The organism is Mastigocladopsis repens PCC 10914 (assembly GCF_000315565.1).
Taxonomy (GTDB): domain Bacteria; phylum Cyanobacteriota; class Cyanobacteriia; order Cyanobacteriales; family Nostocaceae; genus Mastigocladopsis; species Mastigocladopsis repens.
Genome location: NZ_JH992901.1, coordinates 1,077,750 through 1,100,627, shown reverse-complemented (window position 1 = coordinate 1,100,627; position 22,878 = coordinate 1,077,750). Strand labels below are relative to the sequence as shown.

Here is a 22,878-nt window from a genome sequence, read left to right as displayed (position 1 = left end):
TCTGTGGTTCATTATTTCTTTTTGTGCATCTGTGTTTTTTTTCATAAACATTGATTTCATGCAAGAGACTCCATGAGCTTTTGCTCACAAGGAACAATGAAAATGATGCTGGAACGATTTTGCGTGGTTTCAGGCTCTATTTTCAAGGCAGGTTTATTGAATCGGAATCTTAATGACAAATTCGACTCCCTTTCCTGGTTGAGAAAAGACGTTCAATTGACCGCCATGTTTCTCTACAATGATTTGATAGCTAATAGATAGACCTAATCCAGTCCCGTTACCAACAGATTTTGTTGTAAAAAAGGGACAAAAAAGTTGCTGTTTGACTTCCTCTGTCATACCAATACCATTATCAACTATCCGAATCACGACCTGAGTATTGTCTACCACTTCAGTACGAATCCGAATCACATTAGGATAAAGTTGGATTTCCTCAAACGTTCGTCCACTGTTGTACTGATCAATAGCATCAATAGCATTAGCAATTAGGTTCATAAATACCTGGTTTAACTGACCTGCAAAGCATTCCACAAGGGGCAAATCACCATACTCTTTCACCAGTTGAATAGCAGGACGTTCTGAAGACGCTTTTAGGCGATGCTGTAAGATAAGCAGCGTACTGTCAAGACCTTCATGGATATCAGCTAGTTCTTTTTGAACCGCATCTTTTCGGCAGAAGATACGAAGGGAAGACATAATTTCGTGGATGCGGTCTGTTCCCAGTTTCATAGAAGTCAGTATTTTGGGCAAATCTTCCAGTAGAAATTCCAGATCTATTTTCTTGATTTTGTCTTGAATATTAGCAGGGGGATTGGGAACGCATTGCTGATAAAGTCTCAGCAAATCGCTCAAGTTTTCGATGTATACCTGGAGATGTTCAAGATTTGCGCCAATAAATCCGATGGGGTTATTCACTTCATGGGAAATCCCTGCAACTAGTTGACCTAAGCTAGAAATTTTTTCAGTCTGCACCAACTGCGCCTGAGTTTGTTGCAACTTATGCAGAGATTGTTCAAGTTGTCGAGATTTTTCTTGCTCTCTTGCGTAAAGACGAGCATTTTCAATTGAAATAGAAACCTGAGATGTTAAGACTTTCAAAACTTCTAGGCGATCATTTGTAAAAGCACCTGTTGTCAAATTGTTTTCTAGATAAAGAATGCCAGTTAGTTTATTTTGATGAATGATAGGTAAACATAAAATAGACTGCGGTTGACTGCCTATTATGTAAGGGTCGGTGGCAAATCTTTCTTCTTGAGTAGCATTATTTATGACTAAATTTTCTCTCGTCCTCTGGACATAGTTAATGACAGAAATAGCTAAACTTTGACTCGCATCAAGTGGTATAGACTCGAGTACTGTGACTTCACCATTTTCTGAACCCTCAGCCTCAATAAGCCACAGATTGTCTTGATTAGCAATAAAGAAGCCTTTTTGAGCGCCTGCATTTTCAATCGCAATGTTTATTAATTGCCTCAATAAGTTCTCCAGAATAATTTCACGAGAAAGGGCAAGGGAAGCTTTAATAACGGTTGTCGCATCCAGTATTCTCGCATCTGCACTTATTGTGAAAGTTGTCGTTTCAGTAGTTCTTGAAATTATGGTTTTTCGTGGGAGCATCGACACGAAAAACTGAGGATATCTTACTTCTAGGTCTTCAACTTTTGCTGTTGCACCCCAAGAACCATAGCAGAAGTGAGCTTTATGCAGATAAGTTTGAGCAATTTCCTGTCTACCCAAAGCGTAATAAAATTCTGCTGCCAGTTCATACGCCAGGGCTTCTTCATGAAGGTATTGCTGAACTCTTGCTCCTTGAATAGCCCGGTCATAGTGTTCCATTGCTTCTATAAATTGATTCAATATCCGGGCTTTCTCTGCTTCCACTAGCTCATATTTATGCTGATAATTTTCTGGGGCATGTTCTGCCCAGTGTTTCAGTTTTTGCTGATTCGTTTCTACAATTTCCAAAGCTTCTTTTTGTTGAGCGGGGTTCAGTGTTGGATATTGAGCCAAAAGACTGAGAGAATAATAAAAGTTAGTTTGAGCAATCTGTATCATCCCAACCAAGATAGTTTCGTATTTCAACCCCAATTCTGCATTGGCAACTGCTTGAGGATAGTTTTTAAATAAATAACTGAAAATAGTCTTGCAAAGATACAGAGAAATGAGGGAAACGTGATTATTATTGTTTAGTAACAAAACTGTTACTTTTGCTTCATCAAAGTCTTGACTATCGAAACAATCTTTCTCCCCTGCTTTGCCTTGTAGCTTCAACGCTAATTGATACCATATTTTACCAAAATAAAGCTGAAATCCTTGTTTGGATTTTCTAATAAAATCAATGTAAACACGCTGACTTTGGCTAACGACTTCTAGGGATTCTCCGGTTAAAAATATATATCCACAATAGAGCATTGCAGAATAACAAGCATATTCCACATCACCAACTTCGATACCGCTTTGAAATGCTTCTAGCAAAGGCTTTATCGTTGTGTTGACATGCTCTTTCCAATGTCTAACAAAGAAGTTAAATACCACGTAAACTTTAGCTTTTAGCTCTCTGGAGTCAAATTGATCTAACAACTTCAAAGCCAATCGACCAAATCGATATCCAGAATCAATGTCTCCCATTGCTCCCAAGAACAGCAAGCTATACTCAACATAGGCATAAGAAGCTAAGACGGTATTACCATACTGGATAGACAGATTGACCATCGTCAATGCAAGCAGCGGAAACAAAGCAGGATATGCAATAAAAACTGGCGGAGTCACAGTTACCAAAATCCGCATTGCCGCAATTTTATAAGGATCAGTCATTATGGGAAGGTATTGTAAATCCTCAATTTTTTCTCCCCGCCAACTAATTAGTTTTTTCTGTAGTTGTTCTGTAGCCAAATTCAATTCTTCCGGTTCTTGGGGCAGGAATATACCTAATTCTGACAAGACTTGTAGAGCAACGTCTATCGATTCTCTCATTTTGTTTTGAGAGATATAAAACTGGATTTGGATTTCATAGACTTTGACTCTGTCTAGAAGCTCTCTTGAGTGTTGAAAAACTATTTCGGCAATAGTTTCAGCTTGTTCAAAGTTAGTATTCAAGTATTCCACTTCCACAGCTTCTATATGAAGCGCTAGTGTCAACTCATAGTGGCTTTGCCAACAATCTTTAGCTAACAGTCTCAACCCCACTGTTAAATTTCGATGAGCAGTTTCATAAGCAGTAGAAGTCTTGGCTTTGCGACCTGCAAGCAAATTTAGGTGAGCTAATTCATATTTTTCTGACTGGTCGTTAATTAGCTCAAATCCAATATTGAACTGGTTAACAATGTCAAATATTTGGTCTTCTAATCGTTCTGAACTTGTATTTTTTAGTAATAGTTTTCCTATTTGAAAATGTGTGGTTTTTTTCTGGTCTTCTGGAATGAGCGAATAGGCAGCCTGTTGGACGCGGTCATGTAAAAAGCGGTAAGCAGTTTTAGAAGATTCAAAGGTAAGTTTATCAAGTTCTGCTTGAGTAAAAACCAAGGGAATATTATAATCATCATTTATAGGTAAAATTAAACCTTCAGAAACTGCTTCCCATAACTCATGAGCAGTCTCTTTCAAGGATTTTTGGTTAACAATAGCAAGCACATTCAATTGAAAGACTGTGCCAATACAAGCTGCTAATTTGAGAACTTGTTGTGTTGTCTCTGGTAACTTTTGAATTTTACCTACCATTAACTCGACTACAGTCTGGTCTGTGATGCCAACTGCTTGAATTTGCTCAATGTCCCATGACCACCTGCGTTTTCCAAAATCAAATGTTAAAAGGTTTTGCTGGTATAAAGCTCTTAGCAATTGATTCAGAAAGAAGGGATTTCCTTGAGTCTTCTTGAAGAGTAACTCCGCAAGTTTATTTGAATCTTCGGTTTCATTCAGTGTGTCAGCAATCAGTTGCTCAACATGGGTTTTTTGTAAATTTTCTAATGTAATGTTGCTGACTCGGACAGCCATTTTCCGTACTTCATCTAACATCAGCATGAGAGGATGGGTTGGGCTAACTTCGTTATCTCTGTAAGCTCCAATGATGAGAAGACATTGGCTATCGGAGTCGCTCATGAGTAATTGAATTAACTTCAAAGAAGCAGAATCAGCCCACTGCAAATCATCAAGAAAGAGTACAAGTGGGTGTTCTCGATTTGCAAAAACATGAATAAATTTTTTGAAAACTAAATTAAAGCGATTTTGGGCTTCAGCAGCAGCTAGCTGGGGTACAGGATTTTGCTCCCCTACAATCCACTCTACTTCAGGAATAACATCAATAATTACTTGACCATTAGGGCTTACTGCCTCTAAAATTTTTGCTTTCCAAGCCTCTATTATTTCTTGCTCTTCTGTTAGCAACTGGCGAATCAATTCCTGAAAAGCCTGAATGAGAGATGCATAGGGAATATCTCGTTTAAATTGGTCAAATTTTCCCGAGATAAAATAACCATTTTTGCGAACCATCGGTTTATGAACTTCATTCACCAAAGAGGACTTACCGATGCCTGAATAACCACTCACTAGCATCATTTCGGTACTGCCTTGGCTAATTCGTTCAAAAGCTTCCATCAAGGTAGCAACTTCAACTTCCCGTCCATAGAGTTTTTCTCTGATATGAAATTGGCTAGATTTATCTTGTTGACCTAGAGGAAAATCAAAAATTGTCCCTGTTGCTTGCCATTGCACTAAACACTGTTCCAAATCTGCCTTTAATCCATAAGCATTTTGATATCGGTCTTCTGCCGTCTTTGCCAAGAGTTTCATCACCAAGTTGGAAACGACTAGAGGCACTGATTGATTTAATTGTTGGGGAGATACAGGTATTTTAGCCATGTGACTGTGAATCAATTCCATGACATCTTTAGTCTGGAATGGTAACTGTCCAGTCAAAAGCTCATAAAATGTGACTCCCAAGGAGTAAAAATCAGTGCGATAGTCAATGATTCGATTCATTCGTCCCGTTTGTTCGGGGGACATATAAGCTAGAGTTCCTTCCAAAGAGTTAGGATTAATAATCCTGGGATTTTCTTGTGAGAGCGATGAGGCAATGCTAAAGTCAGTAATTTTAATTTTTGCGGTTTCTGGGTTAAAGATAATGTTTTGTGGTTTAATATCTTTATGAATGATATTGTGAGTATGTAACTCACCTAAAGTTTCAGAAACTTGAATAGCAATTTTTAAAAAATCTTCTAGGTCGAGTGCGTTTTTAGTAATAAATTCTTTTAAAGATTTGCCACTAAAGCCTTCCAAAACTAAGGCTAAACCGTTTTCATAGTTAACGAGTTCATAGGCTTTGACAATCCCAGCAATTTCTAAACCTCGAATAATTTCATACTCGTGTTTAAGTCGAGCAACATTTTTCAAATTAGAATAATTTGTCTTGAGTAGCTTAATCACGACAGGTTGCTGATCTCGCTCTCTGTATCCTCGAGAAACAACGGTTTTCTTAGTTTCATACAAGACTTCTGTTAGTCTGTAATTCAAACTGATAAGCATACTTTTGCTCTCCTCAAGAGGTAAAAAAAATCTGACTTTTTCTAACGAAAAAGCAGAATTTTAATTTTTCTTATTTATTGTTATGTTTCCCAAATCCTTACCCCACATAACAGATGCAAAATTTTACATCCGTTACCCATAAATTTTCATAATCCAGCACGTTTGCGGGCACGCACAGCATGTGTACGCGCTTTCACTAAAATTTCTTTCTCATCCACTGTTGTAAGCCTTCTGTTTTGCATCACAATTTGCCCATCAATAATGACTGTGTGGACATCAGATCCCCTGGCAGAGTAGACGAGTGTAGAAATTGGGTCATGCATCGGGGTCATATGGGGAACCTCAGTGTCAATTAAGATTATGTCAGCTAAAAATCCCGGCTGAATTGAACCCAGTGACGAGCCCATGCCGATCGCTCTTGCACCCCCTCTAGTTGCCATTGTAAATACATCTTTTGCAATCAGTGCGTCTGCTTGACGGGTAACGACTTTTTGCAGCAAGGCAGCATCCTTCATTACCTGAATCATGTCTTGCGTGTTGTTACAAGCTGGTCCATCGCAGGCAAGACCAATATTAATCCTTGCTGACCGCAGTTTTGGAATTGGTGCTATCCCGGAGGCAAGCAGCATATTACTCGTGGGATCGTGGATGACGTGGGAGCCAGTTTCGGCAATCAGACCAATGTCATGGTCAGAAAGATGAACACAATGGTTTAGCATAACGCGATCGCCTAATGCACCTACATCAGCCAGCATCTCCACATTGCTTTTCCCTGTCCGATTGCGAACAAGGTCGTTGTATTCAGGTGTCTCTGCTGTATGCAGGTGAATGAGGACGTCCTCTTCCTTTGACAAACCGACGGCATCCACAAAGGCATCAGTACTTGATCCCCAAGGGACTAAAGGACCAATCCCAATGCGGACTCGATCATGATTTCTCCAATTTTTAATCAAGCGTTGGGAGCGGTTGATGATGTCCTGTCTAGTTTCAATGAATCCGTCGAAAAATGATTCATCGTTACTACAACGGCAAAAAATGGAACGGATTCCAGTACGAGCTAGGGCGGCGACACAAACTTCATCAACGCCATCTGCATAGTGCGCGCAGACAAAAACTTCGCAGATAGTTGTGTTACCTGCCTTGATATTCTCAATCGCCCCCAACTCCATCGAAAGCACATAGTCTTCAATCTGCAACGCCCGTAGCATTGGCACTTGGGCATCTGAGAGCCACTGGAGTAGAGAGCGATCGCTGCCTAGGGAGCGCCCAAAAATCGTGCATAAATGAGTATGGGCATTGATAAAACCTGGGCAGACCAGCATGAGCGAAGCATCAATGACTTGGTCATAGTTAGACGTTGGAGGTTGACCACTGCCAACCTCCACAATCATATTTCCATCTACTACTACGTAGCCATTCTCAATAATGCTATTAGCATCATCACTTGTGAGAATGGTGCCCCCGGAAATGAGTCGTGTTGACATCTAAACTTTCCTTATGACTCTTTATGAGCAAAGCCTAAAGTAATTTAGTACAATTTGTAAAATTCGCTTTGCTGCCTGACCATCACCAAAGGGATTAATCGCGTTTGCCATTGCGTCATAAGCTGTTACCTCAGATAGCAATTCCTCAGCAGTAGCGAAAATTTTCTCTGGTTGAGTTCCCACAAGTTTAGCTGTACCCGCAGTCACTGCTTCGGGTCTTTCTGTCGTTTCTCTGAGAACTAAAACTGGTTTTCCCAAACTGGGTGCTTCTTCCTGCAAGCCCCCAGAGTCAGTCAGCAAGAGATGCGATCGCATAATCGCTCCCACCAGTTCGGCATAATCTAAAGGTTCTGTTAAAAAAATTCGCTTATGGTTTCCCAACAGTGCTTGCAATGGTTCTCTGACTATAGGATTACGGTGCAATGGCAGCAGCAAGGCTGTATCAGGGAACTTATCTAGTATCCGCAAAAACCCTTGGGCAATATCGTGTAGTGGTTCTCCCCAATTCTCGCGGCGGTGAACTGTTGCCAGCAGGACACGATATTTCTCCCATTCCAACCCAGGTATTTCACAAGCAGGAACGCTTGCAGCTACAGTCAAAAGTGCATCAATCACCGTGTTACCTGTCTGGTGAATTTCACCCAAAACGCCGGAACGTTGCAGATTTTCCACCGCCAAAGGAGTTGGCGCAAAGTGCAATTGGGTGAGTTGAGAAATCAGCCGCCTGTTAGCTTCTTCTGGATAAGGATTAAATAAGTCATCCGTTCTTAATCCCGCTTCTACATGTCCTACAGGAATTTTTTGGTAAAATGCAGCCAAAGTAGCAGCAAAAGCCGTAGTTGTATCTCCCTGCACCAGCACTAAATCTGGCTGACTCTGTTGGAATAATTCTTCTAATCCTCGTAAACTGCGGCAGGTGATATCACTGAGAGATTGCTTTGGCTGCATAATCTCCAAGTCATAAGTCGCTTTGAGGTTGAACAGCTGCATCACTTGCTCAACCATCTCGCGATGCTGTCCTGTCAGAATAACTTGAGTGTCAATACTTGATGAGTTTTGGAAAACCTGAATCACCGGAGCTAGTTTGATTGCTTCGGGACGAGTCCCCAATATAATATAAATTTGCTTTTTAGTCATTAGTCATTAGTCATTAGCCATTAGTTAATAGTTATTATTCCAAAGGAATTAGTCAATGATTATGACTCATAAATGACAAACAACCCTTCGACTAACGCCGCAGGCATACGCGTAGCGTCTGGGTTCTTGAGAAAGAAACTGCGATGCTGGCTCACAAATGACTAATTAAACATGAAAAAACCCGGCTGAACCGGGCAGATGTACTGTTTGTCGAATTGGGCAGGGATGGTTACTCTTTGAATTCACAAGTTAACGGGCAAGCAGCGTAAACGGTAGTCATTTGCAGATTTTCTGCCTCTCCATGCAGCCAACTCAACCATTTAACTTCCTTCGGGTGAACTCCTTTAAGAGTTAGCAACCCGGCAGCCATGACAACAGCCATCACATTAAACATGATTAAACCACCTGCAACAAGTAAAACCGCACTGACAGGCATCACCGATTGCAAAACAACTGACAACAGACATCCGACCGTAGCCATCAAGACAACCAAAGGAAAACCAACAACCAGTAAGCATACTGCCAATGTAAAAGTCCATATCAGAAAACTTTTAATCATCAACAATGAGTAAGTCTTGCCGAAATTAGACGATTGAGACAAAGCCATAACTTTTTCTCCAAATACAAAAGAAACAAAACACAAATTGAATTTCAGAAATACCTCGCTCACCGTGAGCGGGATCAACAATTAGAAGTTCAGTATATAAAAACCATTTTGGAAAATGAGCATTTAGTTAATAAACTTTACAGTTAATGTTTCGCAATTATGGGAATAAGTTTAGTCAACATTGTGATAGAAAATTTGTTTTTTGCATCTATCTGCAGGTATACAAACTAAACCGCGATAACTTCAAAGCTTTATTTCAATCAAGTTTGCTTTTATAGCAACCCTAAATGATTCCTGAAATACTCCGTATGGGCTGTTGACTGTTGATCGTTGACTGGCAACTCTTAACAGTTAAGAACCACCACTCCTATTTTTCACAACCGATTTCGGATTGCTATAGTATGCTTAATATTTCTTATCAAAACCAATGATGTTTTTCATAATTTACAAATAGTCTTGAACAAATTATGTTTTGGTGATTTTACAGTTGCAGAATACATCCGTCAGGAGTCAGAAGCGGAGCCACCAGATGCTCCGCCTCCGGTCAGAAGTAAAATTGGCTCTGTGTCTGGCTTTTAGACAAAGCGCGTTGTACTTCATCTACTTGCAATGTGCTGTAAAGAGTGGCGTTAATTGCAGAGGATTTTTTCTCATATCAGAAGCTTCAGTAAAATAAAATACTAATAAAACTAAGGATATTTACTGAGTAAACTTGAGGATTATCGTGGGTTAAATAAGAATACATCCTTCAAACGAATCTATTTAACTCATAGGGGAAATAACAACAATAGAAAAAAACATACAAGTAAAGGTGATGAGATTGAATCGGTCTAGTGAAATTGCTCTGCACGACCTGATGACTGTAGCAACTGTGATCCATTTTAAATTCTTCATCTCCTCCCTTACGCTCCTACACCCCTATTCCCCCTAAAACCCCCACAATTTTTTAGTGAAGATATATGACAGAATCACAACGTCCATTAAATTCGACCTCAAATGCAGCTCGTGGTATTCCTCCACTACCGCCACCGCCACCAGCAATGAGTACACTGCGCCAGGCTGCACAAACATTAGAAATACCAAATGATAAGAGTGGCAATCACGCTGCCGCCACGGACTCTGCACCTCCTCCAGCGCCAGTTCCCACCCCAGCTTCTGCTCATCGTCCTGGAACCCCACCACCCATACCCAGTCCCGCAGCTTCTAGAAGTAACAGTTCGGGAATTACTTTAGAGCGAATAATACAGGAAGCTTTTGATAAGGGATATTCTGACATCCACCTTGGTGTAGGTGAAGTACCCCGCTTCCGCAACCGAGGAGAAATCCAACTAACGGACTACCTAGAAACGGACAAACCAACTTTTATGAGTTGGTTGCGGGAAATTTTAACTGATGCTGAAATTCACCGATTTGAAGAACAGCTAGAATTTGACGGCGCGACTCAGTACGAATTTGCTCGAGTGCGGATTAATATTTTTGACTCTCTTAGAGGCTATGCAATGGTGTTGCGGTTGATTCCGCTGAAAATCTTGACCATTGAACAGTTAAAATTACCTACCGTTTTTAGAGATATCTGCCATTACCACAAAGGTTTGATTTTAGTCACCGGTCCCACTGGTTCCGGTAAGTCAACCACAATGGCGGCAATGATTGACTACATCAATAAAGAAATGCCCAAGCACATCATCACTATTGAGGATCCAGTAGAATTTGTTCACAAAAGTCAAAAATCCTTGATCAAACAGCGTGAAGTGGGAATGCACACCCGGAAATTTGACAATGCTTTGAAAGCAGCTTTGCGGGAAGACCCAGATTTGATTCTGGTGGGAGAAATGCGGGATAAAGAAACGGTCAACACTGCCTTGAAAGCGGCTCAAACAGGTCACTTGGTCATGGGAACCCTGCACACTAACAGCGCTGTGAAAACAATTGAGCGTATCCTCAACCTCTACTCAGGCGAGGAACAGGATGCAATGCGCGTCGCACTTGCCGAGTCTTTAGTGGCAGTGATTGCCCAAGGTTTATGCCGCACAACCGATGGAAAGCGTGCTGCTTTCCACGACATCCTGATCAACACTGACGCTGTGAAAGATTGGGTCAAGGATGGTAAGTACGATGAAATTACTGAACTGATGAAGCAAGCAGGTTTTGACGGCATGATTACCATGAATCAGTCTTTGCTCAACCTCTACCAAGAAGGTCGCATAACTGAAGAAACAGCCTTAGAAATGTCACCCACTCCCAACGAAATGGCACAATTTCTCCGTGGTAGAGTTTAGTGTAGACAATTATGAATTATGGATTATGGATTATAAATGATACAAAATTTCATAATTCATAATTTATAGTTCATAATTCATAATTTTTTCCTAACAGGCTCTTGACTCCCGATAAACCACCTCTACCTCAACTGTTTAAAGGCATTGCACTGTTTACACCTGGAGGTGATTTAATTTACTGCATCGACCCTACCAAGCAAGGTCGATGGCATTTACATTTGTGCGCTACGTTGCAGGAAATTCTGGACTTACCAGAACCGCCTCACTTCTTAGTGCCTTGCTACACGGCGACTATAGACCATTGGTTAGATCCACGCACCCAACATATACAGACTTTTGCCGAAGCTTATCCGGCAGTTATGCGACATCAAGCTGTACTTAACGCTATTTTTGGTACAGGAGAGCTAGGATGGCAATCTGCACCTTGGCAGGAAGGGTTGTGCGATCGCCTGGTATTGGCAACATATCGTTCCACATTTCCCCAGCTTTGGGAAGACCACGACTTAGTTATGCGCCTCGACCTTCCAACTCCTTCGTACTATCAATCAGTTACATCCGCACAACAACCCCAATCAAAAACAAAAGGCTATGTTCTCCGCTTATTTGTCGCAGGACATAGTGCTACCACTGAACGAATTTTACAGAATTTACACGAACTTTTAGAAAAATATCTTGGCAATCCTTATACTCTCAAAGTCATTGACGTTTTAACAAATCCAGAACAAGCAGAATCCAATCAAGTTTCTGCAACTCCCACCCTGGTCAAAGTTTGGCCTCACCCAATACGCAGAATTGTTGGGGATTTGGATAATGTAGAGAAAATCTTACAAATGTTGGCTGGTCAGGAAAACTGGTAAATCAAGTTAAAAGTAAAAAATCAAAAGAAATTATTTCTTTCTTTTGACTTTTTACTTGGTTCTTTTTACTTGTAAAGACGACTCACTTCCGCTAACTGCTTAATCTCATCATCACCCAATCTCCAACCCAAAGCGCCTGCATTCTGCCGTACCTGTTCGGCTGTTTTCGCCCCAGCAATAGGAATGACGTTTCCTTGATCAATTAACCACCTCAAGGCAACTTGGGCTGGTGTGCGTCCATGCTTGTCTCCAAGCTGGCGTAGCAAAGATATCACAGGTTCAATTTTCTGCAACCCTTCTTTACTAAATTGGGGGTTTATCCTTCTGGCATCTTTGGGAGTGTTAGCACTATCAGGAGTGTATTTCCCTGTCAGTAAGCCTTGAGCTAAAGGACTATACGCCAAAATTGTCACACCTAACTCACGGGCAGTTTTGAGAATGCCATTTGTCTCAATTTGGCGAGTGAGCAAAGAGTAACGTACTTGATTCACAGCCAAAGGGACTCCACGCGCAGCTAGTATTTGGTGCGCTTCCCGCATTTGCTGTGCTGAGTAATTACTGACGCCTACTGCTTCTATTCTGCCCCGCTTCACTTCATCTGCAAGAGCATTCATCAAGGTGTCTTGACTCATAAAGAAGCTAAAGGGCCAATGCACCTGATACAGAGCAACTCGCTCTAATTGTAAGCGTTTAAGACTATCTGTGAGGGCATCGGCGACAGACTGACCTATAAATCGCCAGGGGAATGGACCAAATTTGGTCGCAATCTGCACCTTTTGCTCTGTTTTTTGCAAGAATTGCCCCAAAAGTTCCTCGGAAAGTCCAAATCCGTAAATTTCAGCGGTATCAAAGAAGGTGACACCAACCTCTAAGGCTGCTGTAAAAGCTGCTTGCAACTGATCTGCACCGTAGTTGTTGCCATAATTCCAAAAGAGCTTATCACCCCATGCCCAAGTACCAATGCAAAGGGGTGTAACAGCCGGACCATTTTGCCCCAATGTGATAGTTTCCACGTTCACAACATTAAATTTCTTTACACTTCTTTACTTTTCAGTGTATTGCAAAACTTCTCTCAAAATATCTCTCAGAATGTAGACAAAATTAGAACTGTCTTGGAGGCACAAACACACAGAAGAAAGAAGTATTTTCATTCTCATCTGTTAGAGTATTGAATACTTTGATATTAGTGATAAACATGACATATTATGAGTGAAGATTCGGTAATAATGACCAGAAAATAACTGTTTCCGGAAAATCTATATATCTTACTGGAACTAGAACTAGTGAGTTCGACTCAATCAAGTTAGATATTCACCAGTTTAAACCCCTTTAGTTGATGTGTTGAGGAGTGACTGAAAACATTATGTCTGCGTCCTTTATCTCAGACTCGGTTCCCACAGGTTCAGACATGGCTTGGAGTCAGGACAAACAAAGGTTACTGATGCAGGGCGAAATTCTGGTGCAAACGCGATCGCATACAGCTTGGGGTGGTGCTGTCACTGCCGGGATGTATTTGCCCTTAGTGCGATCGCACGTTTGGCAGCAGATAACAGATTACCCGCGTTGGGTGCAGTATTTTCCTGATGTGACTAAAAGCGAAGTTTTGCAACGTGGTGAGGTTAAACGTCTTTATCAAGCGGCACAAAAAGCCTTTTTCTTCTTCACTGCCCAAGTGGAAATTTACCTTCATGTTGTGGAAGATATCGGGCAGCACATACAATTTAGGCTAGAAAAAGGAAGTTTCAACGATTTTACAGCCAATTTAGAGCTAGAAGATTGTGGTGATGGAACTTTGCTGAGCTATACTGTGCAAGCTACCCCTACTATTCCCATACCGTCACTGTTCATTCAACAAGCCATGAATTTTGAATTGCCTGCGAATATGCGTAAAATGCGACAAGTTCTTTGTAAGGGTGAATAAAAGTAATGTCACAGGCAAAAGAAATTTTGGAATTTTGGTTCGGTAGTCCTAATGAACCAGATTATGGAAAACCAAAGCCTTTCTGGTTCAGTAAAAAACCGGAGTTTGATGAAGAACTACAAATCCGGTTTCTAACAGATTACCAAAAAGCGGCAGCAGGATATCTCGACGACTGGATCAATTCCTCTAACAGTTGTTTAGCATTGATTCTGCTGTTGGATCAGTTTCCCCGAAATATGTTTCGCGATACTCCCCAAGCCTTTGCCACTGACTGGGAAGCACTTTCAGCAGCCCAGCATGCTATTGCATTAGGATATGACCAAAAGCTATTACCCGTACAACGTTGGTTTATTTACTTGCCTTTTGAACACAGCGAGAACCTAGAGCATCAGCGTCAAGCAGTGCGGCTATTTCAGCAACTGAGCAACGACCCTGAGAGTACGAGTTGCATTGATTATGCCATGCGCCATATGCAAGTGATTCAACGTTTTGGGCGTTTTCCCCATCGCAATGAGATTTTGGGAAGAGTCTCAACTTCAGAAGAAAAGGAGTTTTTGAAGCAGACAGGCTCATCATTTTAAGTTTATCAGTGCTCAGGAGCAAGCGCCCTTCGCGTATGCCTCCGGCACGTCTACGACGTAAGCATTGCTCCTCCCGAATGAGGCACGCAGTCGCGCCCGAGAGCGGGCTAACCGTGCGGAGGTTCCCGAGGCACAGTCGCTCCTCAGCACTCAGTACTCAGGACTGTGGTGAAGAGTTTATATCAAGATTTTTTCTTAAAGATTTCAGACACGCTACAGAGTATTCTTTCTTTTATTAATCTTGCAAGTAAATGAAGTACAACGCGCTTTGTCTAAAAGCCAAACAGAGAGCAAATTTTACTTCTGACCGGAGGCGGAGCATCTGGTGGCTCCGCTTCTGAGTCCTGAATTCTGAATTCTGCTGTATTAATCTTGCAAGCGTGACAAAAGAAAGATTAGCTAATGAATTTCTAAAAGCCTTAAGAAAAATCCTCTCAAAGTGCATATTTTGACCTTGGCAGTTCATAATTAATACCAGAAAGTCTGTATTCTGATAAATCTAATGAACTCTCAGAAATGCTTGGCTCGCCGCCAAACCATACTTCATCTAGCTCGCTTTCAGTAAATCTATATCCAAGAGTAGCAGCAAAATGAACAATCTTGGTTTTATCCCAATCCCAGATACCAAATAAACCCCGAACGCAGCACTTATTATAGTACTGCTCATAAATGACTTGCTCCGACATCAAAACCTCATAAAAAGAATTCACCTGCTCTAGTGACATAGATTACCCTCGCTAATTATTGTGCTTTTTCTGTGTATAATAAAAGCTACATTGACTAACAAAACGATTCCGTTTTATATAATTGATCATTCATGAGTTGTTAGTCGTCACACGGATAAAATCTGAAGACGGTAATAAAAACCTATTGTTTCTTCAAATCACGCTTCTCACATCTATACAAATGGTTATTTGAAGTATGAACTAAAGGCAAAAGTATGAATTATAAAGTATAAAACTGTTCATCCTACCCTACCTTCGGGGAAGCCTGTCTCACGAGCTTCGGGGCGTCTACAGACTTTATCCTTCATCATTCATCCTTTTTTAGTCACTTTTGATGCAGTACAAGGCTGTAGTTCATCGCCAAAAAGCCAGCCTTGAGTTCCATCAGGTAGTTTAACTTCTACAAAGTCTCCTCGCCTTTGAACAAATAAGACCATTACACCTAGACTCAGTTGTTTCATAGCGCCAACCTCTGTTTGAGGTGCAGGGCGTAATTTAGCCGAAAATCTGCCACCAGGTGGAGAAATGATCCGGCACATTTGTGGTTGCTGTGATATGAAATTCTGTTGTACATGGCTTCCACCTGTATGATCAGGATTCAAAAACGTAAAGCCACCAATTGCACTCACAAAAGCTGCCGCACCCGCCCCAAGTAATTTTGGTACTTTAATAGGTGAAGGAGACACAATCGACGGACTAGTCAATAGAACTTCAAGTGAATTTTTCTCAAACTTTCTAACTTTTGGTATCCGGATAGTCTTAGTAGCAGGTTGTTGCAGTGCGATCGGAACAATCGAGTATTCTATGGGTACGTATCCACCAGGATATTCCTTGCAAACAATAGTACTCACCGTAAAACTTTGTTGCCCTAAACGTATACTGCTGCCAATAGAAAGGGGCATTTCACCTGCTAGAAGCAACTGTCCGTCAATGATAGGAGGATTCATCTGGCGCAGATTCCGCAAATAAAATTTCTGCTTTTGCTGATGAAAGAAAATTTCAATATGTAAAGCGGACACCGTTGGATCTGGTAAAACAATATCGCATACTTGAGGGTCACGACCAATGCGGACTCCTCTACCAGGGTTTTTACTTTGTTGCTTCTCAAGAATTTTGCGATTTTTGACCTGTCCGTTTTCCTCCCACTCTAAAGAGAGTTCATGAAGGATATTTGTGGTATCAGAAGTTTCAACTATCGCTAATTCTCGTAGCGCTTGCAATACCTCAGTTACTGTCTGATAACGGTCTTTGAAGTGATAGCGCGTCATCTTAGTGAGGACAGCAGCTAACCCCGGACTGATAGTTGTTAGATATTGCCACAGTATTTCTCCTGTATTTGGGTCATCTTGAAGTTCGTTCGGATACACCCCCGTCAGTGCCTGAATACCCATCATCCCCAGCGCATAAATATCACTGCTAGGACGTGGTAAACGTCTGATTTGTTCGGAGGGCATGTATCCCCGAGTTCCGATGATGAGAGTGATGTTGTTTCGTCCCGTTCCAACCGCCGTTTGGCTTCGCAGTTGCTTAATAGCTCCAAAGTCTATCAGGACAAATTTATTGTCTGAAGCACGTCTGATGATATTGTCAGGTTTGATATCGCGATGAATGACCCCGTGGCTGTGAACAAATTCTAAAATACCCAGTACCTCAATGAGCATTTCAAGAGTATGGCGTTCCGTCCATCTTTTTCCTGGAGGAAGTTCCATACTCAAGGTATGTCCGCTAATAAATTCTTGCACCAAGTAAAATTCTTGGTTCTCTTCAAAATAAGCTAAAAGCCTGGGTATCTGATCATGGTTGCCCAACTGTTGCAAAGTTTCAGCTTCTTTTTGAAAAAGCCTTCTGGCAGCTTCTAAAATGTCAGGGTCGGTACTAGAAGTTTTGAGATGTTTGAGGACGCATTTAGGTTTCCCAGGGAGGTGAATGTCCTCAGCAATGTAAGTTTGCCCAAAGCCCCCCTCACCTAATACTTCAAGGACTTTATAATGTCCTGCTAGTAACTGACCAATCATGTTGTGACGGTGATTTAAAAAAATGACTGCAATGCTTCCCCATCTATCTACCTTTTCTTAACATCTTTTGCTAAGAAACGAGGTATATCAAGGGTGATTAATCCTATTGTCTTTCTCACAGCACTCTGAATAAAAAGTTTTGTGATGTCCATTAGGTAGAGATAAATAAAACGATCCTGGTATATCAATGAATAACAAATTCAATAAACTAATGTTGCCACTTTGGCACACTTTACATAAAAAAAATTTAGTAAACCCTTATTACCTAATCATTTAGTTAAAAAAATAGCAATTTTAATTTAAGGAATAAGCTATGCTATTCCCACCCAAAACTTTTTTATTCCCTAAAATGTTAAAATATTAGCGTTTCAGTTATATATCAGTAGTTTTATTTAAGATAAAAGCATTAAGAATTACCAGAATAAATGCGGAGCATAAAAATATTTTTATGTAGTGACATAATATGGCTTGGTGCAATATTTAGTTTCAAGAATTTGTAGAAATTTTAGCTTGTTATATATGCAAAACAAGTGAGAGAAAAATTTATGTTTGAATGAGAGAGAGTATATCGAGCATACATAACTCTTTTCGGCTAAATTTTTTTACAAGAAATTCCACCTTGGTATTAAGACAGACAAGATATTGCACAAAAAAATACCCAACCGATGCAACGCCTATGTACCATATGAACCCTACGAGTTTGTTCTCCGGTAGAGCAACAGATTATGCTCAATATCGACCAAGCTACCCAACAGAGGCGATCACTACCATCCTAGAAGGACTTGACCACCCATCACAGCTAGTTGCAGCCGATATTGGAGCCGGGACAGGTATCGCTTCACGGTTGTTAGGCGATCGCGGAGTAAAAGTCATTGCCATCGAGCCAAATGCGGAAATGAGACTAGCGGCAACTGAGCACCTAATGGTAGAATTTAGCTCGGCAACAGCAGAAGAGACAGGTTTACCTGATGCATCGGTTGACCTCGTGACTTGTTTTCAATCTTTCCACTGGTTTAACCCTTCTCCAACTCTTTGGGAGTTTCGCCGCATCTTAAAGTCATCTGGACGGCTTGCTCTGGTTTGGGGTATCTGGGATGAGGACGACTCATTTACTAAAGAACTTGAGCGCTTAGTTTTGCAGGCATCTAATAATCTTCCTGGATTACCAAGCCGTGAGTCAATGGTCAGCCCACTTTTGGAAAGTTCTTACTTCCAAAAAGTCCGTCAAACGACTTTTCCCTATCAGCAATGGTTAGATTTACAAGGATTAATTGCTCTTGCCCAAAGCCAAGGCTTTGTGCCACTATCAGGGGGAGAACAACAACAGCTTGTCACCCAATTGCAAAAGCTACACGAGCAGGCGGCTGATAGTAGCGGCAAAGTTTGTGTCGTCTACCATACCAATATTTACCTTACTGAACCAATGGTGTAAGAGCGGGTAGGCGTCCTCCGAACAGCTTTCCGTATGTAATTTGAAGTCTAAACTGAAGGGAGTGTTAAACTTCATCGTTTAGACTTTATTGAGTCATCCTAAAGCAGGACGATGCTGAATCCAAGGTTTTGCAGCTTCCAGTTGCGCTGCTAAACTAATGAGAGTGGCTTCCGCTGCGGGGCGTCCCACCAACTGTACACTCATCGGTAAACCTAGCTCGTCAAAACCTACAGGAAGAGCGATCGCTGGTTGTCCGGTCGCATTGGCTGGGGGACAAGGCGCAACCCAACTAATAATCTTGTGAAATGTCTCTTCAGGACTTAAGTTTGCCCATTCTCCTACGCGGATGGGTGAATGTAGGTAAACCGGCAACACAAGCACATCTATCGAGTCGAAAAATGCGATGATTTGTCTTGCCACCGCCTGCATTTGGTAAACTGCTTGCAGGTACTCACCCGCAGAACTCGTTCTAGCTAGCAGCCAGCGGTTCATTGGCTGCAAAATTTGAGCAGGAATTCCCGACGCAGCTACGTTCGATTGCCAAACAACTTGAAATGGTTCAACTAATCCACTAAAATCTGGGCTTTTCTGTTCAACAGTATGACCAAGTTCTTGTAATAATTGCACTGTTTGCAGAACGCCTTGCTCACAGTTAGCGTTAGCTTTCCCTAAAGGAGGGATACTCGTAGCATAGGCAATTCGCAAACTGCCTGGTTGTTCTTTTGTGACAGCAAGAAATGATGGTTCTGGATCGCTTAACCAATATGGATCACCCACGATGTAACCAGACATGACATCTAAAAGAGCAGCTGCATCAGCAACAGTACGCGCTATTGAACCATTCGTCGCAATACCACTAAGGCGATCGCCCACTGGCGCATGAGACACCCGTCCTCTTGATGGCTTGATTCCTACAACACCACAACAAGCCGCCGGTCCACGAATTGAGCCACCACCATCAGAACCTTGAGCGATCGCGCACAATCCTGCTGCTACCGCTGCGGCTGCTCCACCACTCGAACCGCCTGGGGTATATTCTAAATTCCAGGGATTTCTAGCTGGAGGAAATCCCGTTGGTTCTGTGTAAGGAAAAGAACCTAATTCTGAAGTGGCTGTTTTCCCTAGAAGAATAAACCCAGCTTGCTTAATCTTGACTACGACTCCATCATCATAGTCAGGAATATTATTCAGTAGTGCAGGATTCCCATAGTTACAAGGAATACCAGCAACATGGTTCAGGTCTTTAATAGAAATTGGCACTCCAAAAAAGGGTGGCAGTTCTGATGCACTTGGGAGCATTTCTGTTTTGGCTTTGGCATCTGCGATCGCTTGCTCTGCCATCACTGTAAAATAACTTCCAAGTTGGGGATTTAACTTAGAAATACGTTCTAAATAGACTTCCACCAACTCCAAAGGCGACACTTCTCGACGACGGATTAACTGTGCCTGTTCTAGTGCCGGGGTAAAAGCTAAATCTACTTGATTCATAATGTTAGTCAATCAGTAGTTTTGTCTATAATTATCATTTTCTCTGTCATTTTTTCCCAGAAATTCTTATTTTAATAGAATTGTAGGGAACTTTAAATCTAGAGAGTTTCAGATTTGATTTGATCCTTAAACAAGATGCTCACGAATTAATAATCTTCAACAAGAGACTGCGGAATCTTGAAAAAGAGATTAAAAAAGAATTAGGTCTTCTGAAATGCGCTATAAGCGTGGATTTTCAGACTTATCGTTACTGTAACCAAATCTTGATTATCCAAATATTTCTATCACCTGAGTAGAATAGCACTAGAATAAAGTGGAACCTGTGATCAGTAAAACCTACTTGAATGCCTGAACTTTAGCAGACTTTAGCTGTATCGAGCATAACTAATTAATGGCAGAAACTGAGATCAGAACGAATGGAGTGAGGCTTAACAAACGTGTTATCCCCCCTGAGTGCATAGATTAACTTTGTTTATTCCACTAAGAATCTTAGAAGTAAGCTCTCCAAGTTTAACTTCCGTTGACTGACATATTGCATCCCTTGCAATTGTACAAGATATGGAGTTCTACAAAAAGTAGATTAATACATCAAAACATTATTTTGTCAAGAATAGATTTGTCATCTAACCATTCTTTTGTCAGACGCTTATGAGTAGGTTAGTGATTTTAAGCTTGGGTCAGGGAAATTTAAAAGCAGGCTTTCCCTTTGTGACGGCACATATTTGGGAATTAGACAACTTCTACCAGATGCAATTTACTGCAAGTCTACCAGCAGCACCCGAAATTGACGAAATGTACCGCAAGTTGCAGTCAATATATTCAGTTTTTTATCATCGCTTGAGATGGAGCTTAGACATTGAAGAAATTGATGATGTTTTTGAAATTGAAGAGGCTGGCATTACTAATGTTTCTGACAGAGATATCAACTATTTCTGCCAGGAATTGCGAATTCTTATCAATGCGTGGCTCAACTCAATAGAGTTTCGCAAAATTGAACACCAATTACGCACGCAATTAATACCTTCTGAAGAAATTCACTTCATTATTGAAACCAACGATGATTTACTGCGGCGGCTGCCCTGGCATTTATGGAGTTTCTTTGAAGATTATCCTAAAGCAGAATTGGCTTTAAGTGCTTTAGAATATCAAAAAACACATAAATTTAATACAAAAGCTCAAAAATCCAAAGTCAGAATTTTAGCAATATTTGGGAGTAGTGAAAGAATTGATATCAGTCAGGATATGGCTTTTTTAGAGCAATTATCAACTGGTGCAGAAATTGAATTTTTAGTAGAGCCTACACCAGACAAGTTCCATAACCAGCTTTGGCAACAAGATTGGGATATTCTCTTTTTTGCAGGTCATAGTTGCAGTCAAGAAAAAGGTTATCTTCAACTCAATCAAAAAGACACTATTAGCCTTGATCAATTAAAGTATGCTCTCAAGCAAGCTATTAGCCGTGGATTACGTTTAGCCATTTTCAACTCTTGTGATGGTTTGGGGTTAGCGCAGCAGCTACAGGATTTGCAAATTCCTCAAGTTATTGTTATGCGAGAGCCTGTACCGGATGTAGTCGCTCAAGAATTTTTAAAGTATTTTCTAGCGGAATTTTCCCGTGGACAGTCTTTATATACTGCAATGCGTTCTGCACGAGCAAGACTGCAACAACTCGAGGGAGAATATCCATGTGCCAGTTGGTTACCAGTTATTTGCACCAATCCCGCCGAACCACCGATGGTTTGGCAAGTGCATCAAAGTCACACTCAAAGAGTGGACAAAGTAGGTTCCCTAGTAGCAACTTCTCCTAGGATTAAGCCTACTACTCACCCTTGTAGAAGCCAGGCTTTCTCTAAAACTGCCAAGCCGAATCTGTTAGCTAGCTATAGCTTTCCCATTGTGGATAACCGCCGTCTTCAAACCCTGTTGGTAGCGAGTGTCTTTGTAGCAGCTAGTGTGATAGGAGTGCGTCATCTAGGGAGGCTAACATCTTGGAATTCATCCGCTTATAGCAATTTAATTCTTGATCGCAATATTTCAAATTCCCCTTTCCCATTTTTTTAAAAGCTGACAACACAGTGAGACTGTGGCGGTGGGATTTTGATTATTTACTCAGGGAAGGATGTGATTTTATCCGCGAGTATTTCAATACCAATCCCCCTGATGATGAGAGTCACAGGCATCTGTGCAACGGCATGGTAATGCAAAATGAAAGAGCGTTCCCTTGATAGCCACAGCCTTTGAACTAACTTTCTTGTTGGTTGGTGAGAGAATTCCTTAGTGTCAACTTTTAGGGTATCGACTTCTATGAATTCTGCAACTCATGCTCTCATCGCAATCAGCTTGGGAGCAATTCCTGGTGCTCTCTCGCGCTATTACCTCACTTTATTTTTTGCGCGTTGCTTCGGGACAGCATTCCCCTATGGAACTTTGTTCATCAACATCACTGGGGCTTTTTTGATGGGCTTTTTTACTACCCTCACATCAAAGGTAGTGATTTTTCCGGCTGTACAATTATTAGTGGCAGTAGGCTTTTTAGGTTCTTACACCACGTTTTCCACTTATGCTTTAGATAGCTCAAATCTATTACGAACGAGAGACTATAAAGCTGCTTTGCTTTACTGGTTTGGTAGTCCAGTCTTAGGGTTTTTTAGTATAGAATTGGGAATTTTATTAGCAAAGGTATTATGAATTTTCTAAAAGCGTAAAGCTGGAGCGATCACCCTCTATAGAGTAGACCTATTGCATAAGTAGATTTCATCTGCGTCCATCTGCGTTTATCTGCGGTTAATTCTTCATTTTTTTGGATTTTTGCAAGAAGTCTAATGATTCCAA

The 22,878-nt window shown here is 41.2% G+C and carries 16 protein-coding genes; 8 read left to right on the top strand and 8 right to left on the bottom strand.

Going from position 1 to position 22,878, the window contains the following annotated elements; all coding sequences use genetic code 11:
- Positions 1-153 precede the first annotated feature (153 nt).
- The 4 genes from MAS10914_RS0107170 to MAS10914_RS0107155 form a co-directional block, all read right to left on the bottom strand.
- Positions 154-5,520 (bottom strand): trifunctional serine/threonine-protein kinase/ATP-binding protein/sensor histidine kinase, encoded by a 5,367-nt coding sequence (locus tag MAS10914_RS0107170; protein ID WP_017315233.1) that lies wholly within the window; start codon positions 5,518-5,520, stop codon positions 154-156.
- 146 nt (positions 5,521-5,666) lie between these two features.
- A complete protein-coding gene (locus MAS10914_RS0107165; RefSeq protein WP_017315232.1) occupies positions 5,667-7,004 on the bottom strand; it encodes an amidohydrolase family protein in 1,338 nt (445 codons plus the stop codon).
- A gap of 21 nt (positions 7,005-7,025) precedes the next feature.
- Positions 7,026-8,141: a non-hydrolyzing UDP-N-acetylglucosamine 2-epimerase gene (gene wecB / locus MAS10914_RS0107160; protein WP_017315231.1), complete on the bottom strand. Its 1,116-nt coding sequence runs from the start codon at positions 8,139-8,141 to the stop codon at positions 7,026-7,028.
- 229 nt (positions 8,142-8,370) lie between these two features.
- Positions 8,371-8,748, bottom strand: coding sequence for a hypothetical protein (locus MAS10914_RS0107155; protein WP_017315230.1), 378 nt, complete (start codon positions 8,746-8,748; stop codon positions 8,371-8,373).
- 456 nt (positions 8,749-9,204) lie between these two features.
- On the opposite strand from MAS10914_RS0107155, the gene MAS10914_RS36125 reads away from it, so the two are divergent.
- From MAS10914_RS36125 to MAS10914_RS0107145, 3 genes are all read left to right on the top strand, one after another.
- A complete protein-coding gene (locus tag MAS10914_RS36125) occupies positions 9,205-9,327 on the top strand; it encodes a hypothetical protein (RefSeq protein WP_269635046.1) in 123 nt (40 codons plus the stop codon).
- Between the two features lie 380 nt (positions 9,328-9,707).
- Positions 9,708-11,027, top strand: coding sequence for a type IV pilus twitching motility protein PilT (locus MAS10914_RS0107150; protein ID WP_017315229.1), 1,320 nt, complete (start codon positions 9,708-9,710; stop codon positions 11,025-11,027).
- Between the two features lie 101 nt (positions 11,028-11,128).
- Positions 11,129-11,884: a circadian clock KaiB family protein gene (locus MAS10914_RS0107145; protein ID WP_017315228.1), complete on the top strand. Its 756-nt coding sequence runs from the start codon at positions 11,129-11,131 to the stop codon at positions 11,882-11,884.
- Positions 11,885-11,949: 65 nt separating this feature from the next.
- On the opposite strand, the gene MAS10914_RS0107140 is transcribed toward MAS10914_RS0107145, so the two are convergent.
- Positions 11,950-12,897 (bottom strand): aldo/keto reductase, encoded by a 948-nt coding sequence (locus MAS10914_RS0107140; protein WP_026082390.1) that lies wholly within the window; start codon positions 12,895-12,897, stop codon positions 11,950-11,952.
- A 350-nt stretch (positions 12,898-13,247) separates the two neighbouring features.
- Here MAS10914_RS0107140 and MAS10914_RS0107135 point away from each other — a divergent pair, with 350 nt between their 5' ends.
- Positions 13,248-13,805 carry an SRPBCC family protein gene (locus MAS10914_RS0107135; protein ID WP_017315226.1) on the top strand — a complete coding sequence of 186 codons (558 nt, stop codon included), beginning with the start codon at positions 13,248-13,250 and terminating at the stop codon, positions 13,803-13,805.
- 5 nt (positions 13,806-13,810) lie between these two features.
- Positions 13,811-14,386, top strand: coding sequence for a DUF924 family protein (locus MAS10914_RS0107130; protein WP_017315225.1), 576 nt, complete (start codon positions 13,811-13,813; stop codon positions 14,384-14,386).
- A 434-nt stretch (positions 14,387-14,820) separates the two neighbouring features.
- Here MAS10914_RS0107130 and MAS10914_RS29755 read toward each other — a convergent pair whose 3' ends face one another.
- Both MAS10914_RS29755 and MAS10914_RS0107120 read right to left on the bottom strand, forming a co-directional pair.
- A complete protein-coding gene (locus MAS10914_RS29755; RefSeq protein WP_017315224.1) occupies positions 14,821-15,111 on the bottom strand; it encodes a hypothetical protein in 291 nt (96 codons plus the stop codon).
- 311 nt (positions 15,112-15,422) lie between these two features.
- A complete protein-coding gene (locus MAS10914_RS0107120) occupies positions 15,423-17,126 on the bottom strand; it encodes an FHA domain-containing serine/threonine-protein kinase (protein ID WP_017315223.1) in 1,704 nt (567 codons plus the stop codon).
- Between the two features lie 685 nt (positions 17,127-17,811).
- On the opposite strand from MAS10914_RS0107120, the gene MAS10914_RS0107115 reads away from it, so the two are divergent.
- Positions 17,812-18,558, top strand: coding sequence for a class I SAM-dependent methyltransferase (locus MAS10914_RS0107115; RefSeq protein ID WP_017315222.1), 747 nt, complete (start codon positions 17,812-17,814; stop codon positions 18,556-18,558).
- A 93-nt stretch (positions 18,559-18,651) separates the two neighbouring features.
- On the opposite strand, the gene MAS10914_RS0107110 is transcribed toward MAS10914_RS0107115, so the two are convergent.
- Positions 18,652-20,046, bottom strand: coding sequence for an amidase (locus MAS10914_RS0107110; RefSeq protein ID WP_017315221.1), 1,395 nt, complete (start codon positions 20,044-20,046; stop codon positions 18,652-18,654).
- A gap of 648 nt (positions 20,047-20,694) precedes the next feature.
- On the opposite strand from MAS10914_RS0107110, the gene MAS10914_RS29750 reads away from it, so the two are divergent.
- Positions 20,695-22,107, top strand: a complete 1,413-nt coding sequence (locus MAS10914_RS29750; protein ID WP_017315220.1) for a CHAT domain-containing protein — start codon at positions 20,695-20,697, stop codon at positions 22,105-22,107.
- 243 nt (positions 22,108-22,350) lie between these two features.
- Positions 22,351-22,734 carry a fluoride efflux transporter CrcB gene (gene crcB / locus MAS10914_RS0107100; protein WP_017315219.1) on the top strand — a complete coding sequence of 128 codons (384 nt, stop codon included), beginning with the start codon at positions 22,351-22,353 and terminating at the stop codon, positions 22,732-22,734.
- Positions 22,735-22,878 lie beyond the last annotated feature (144 nt).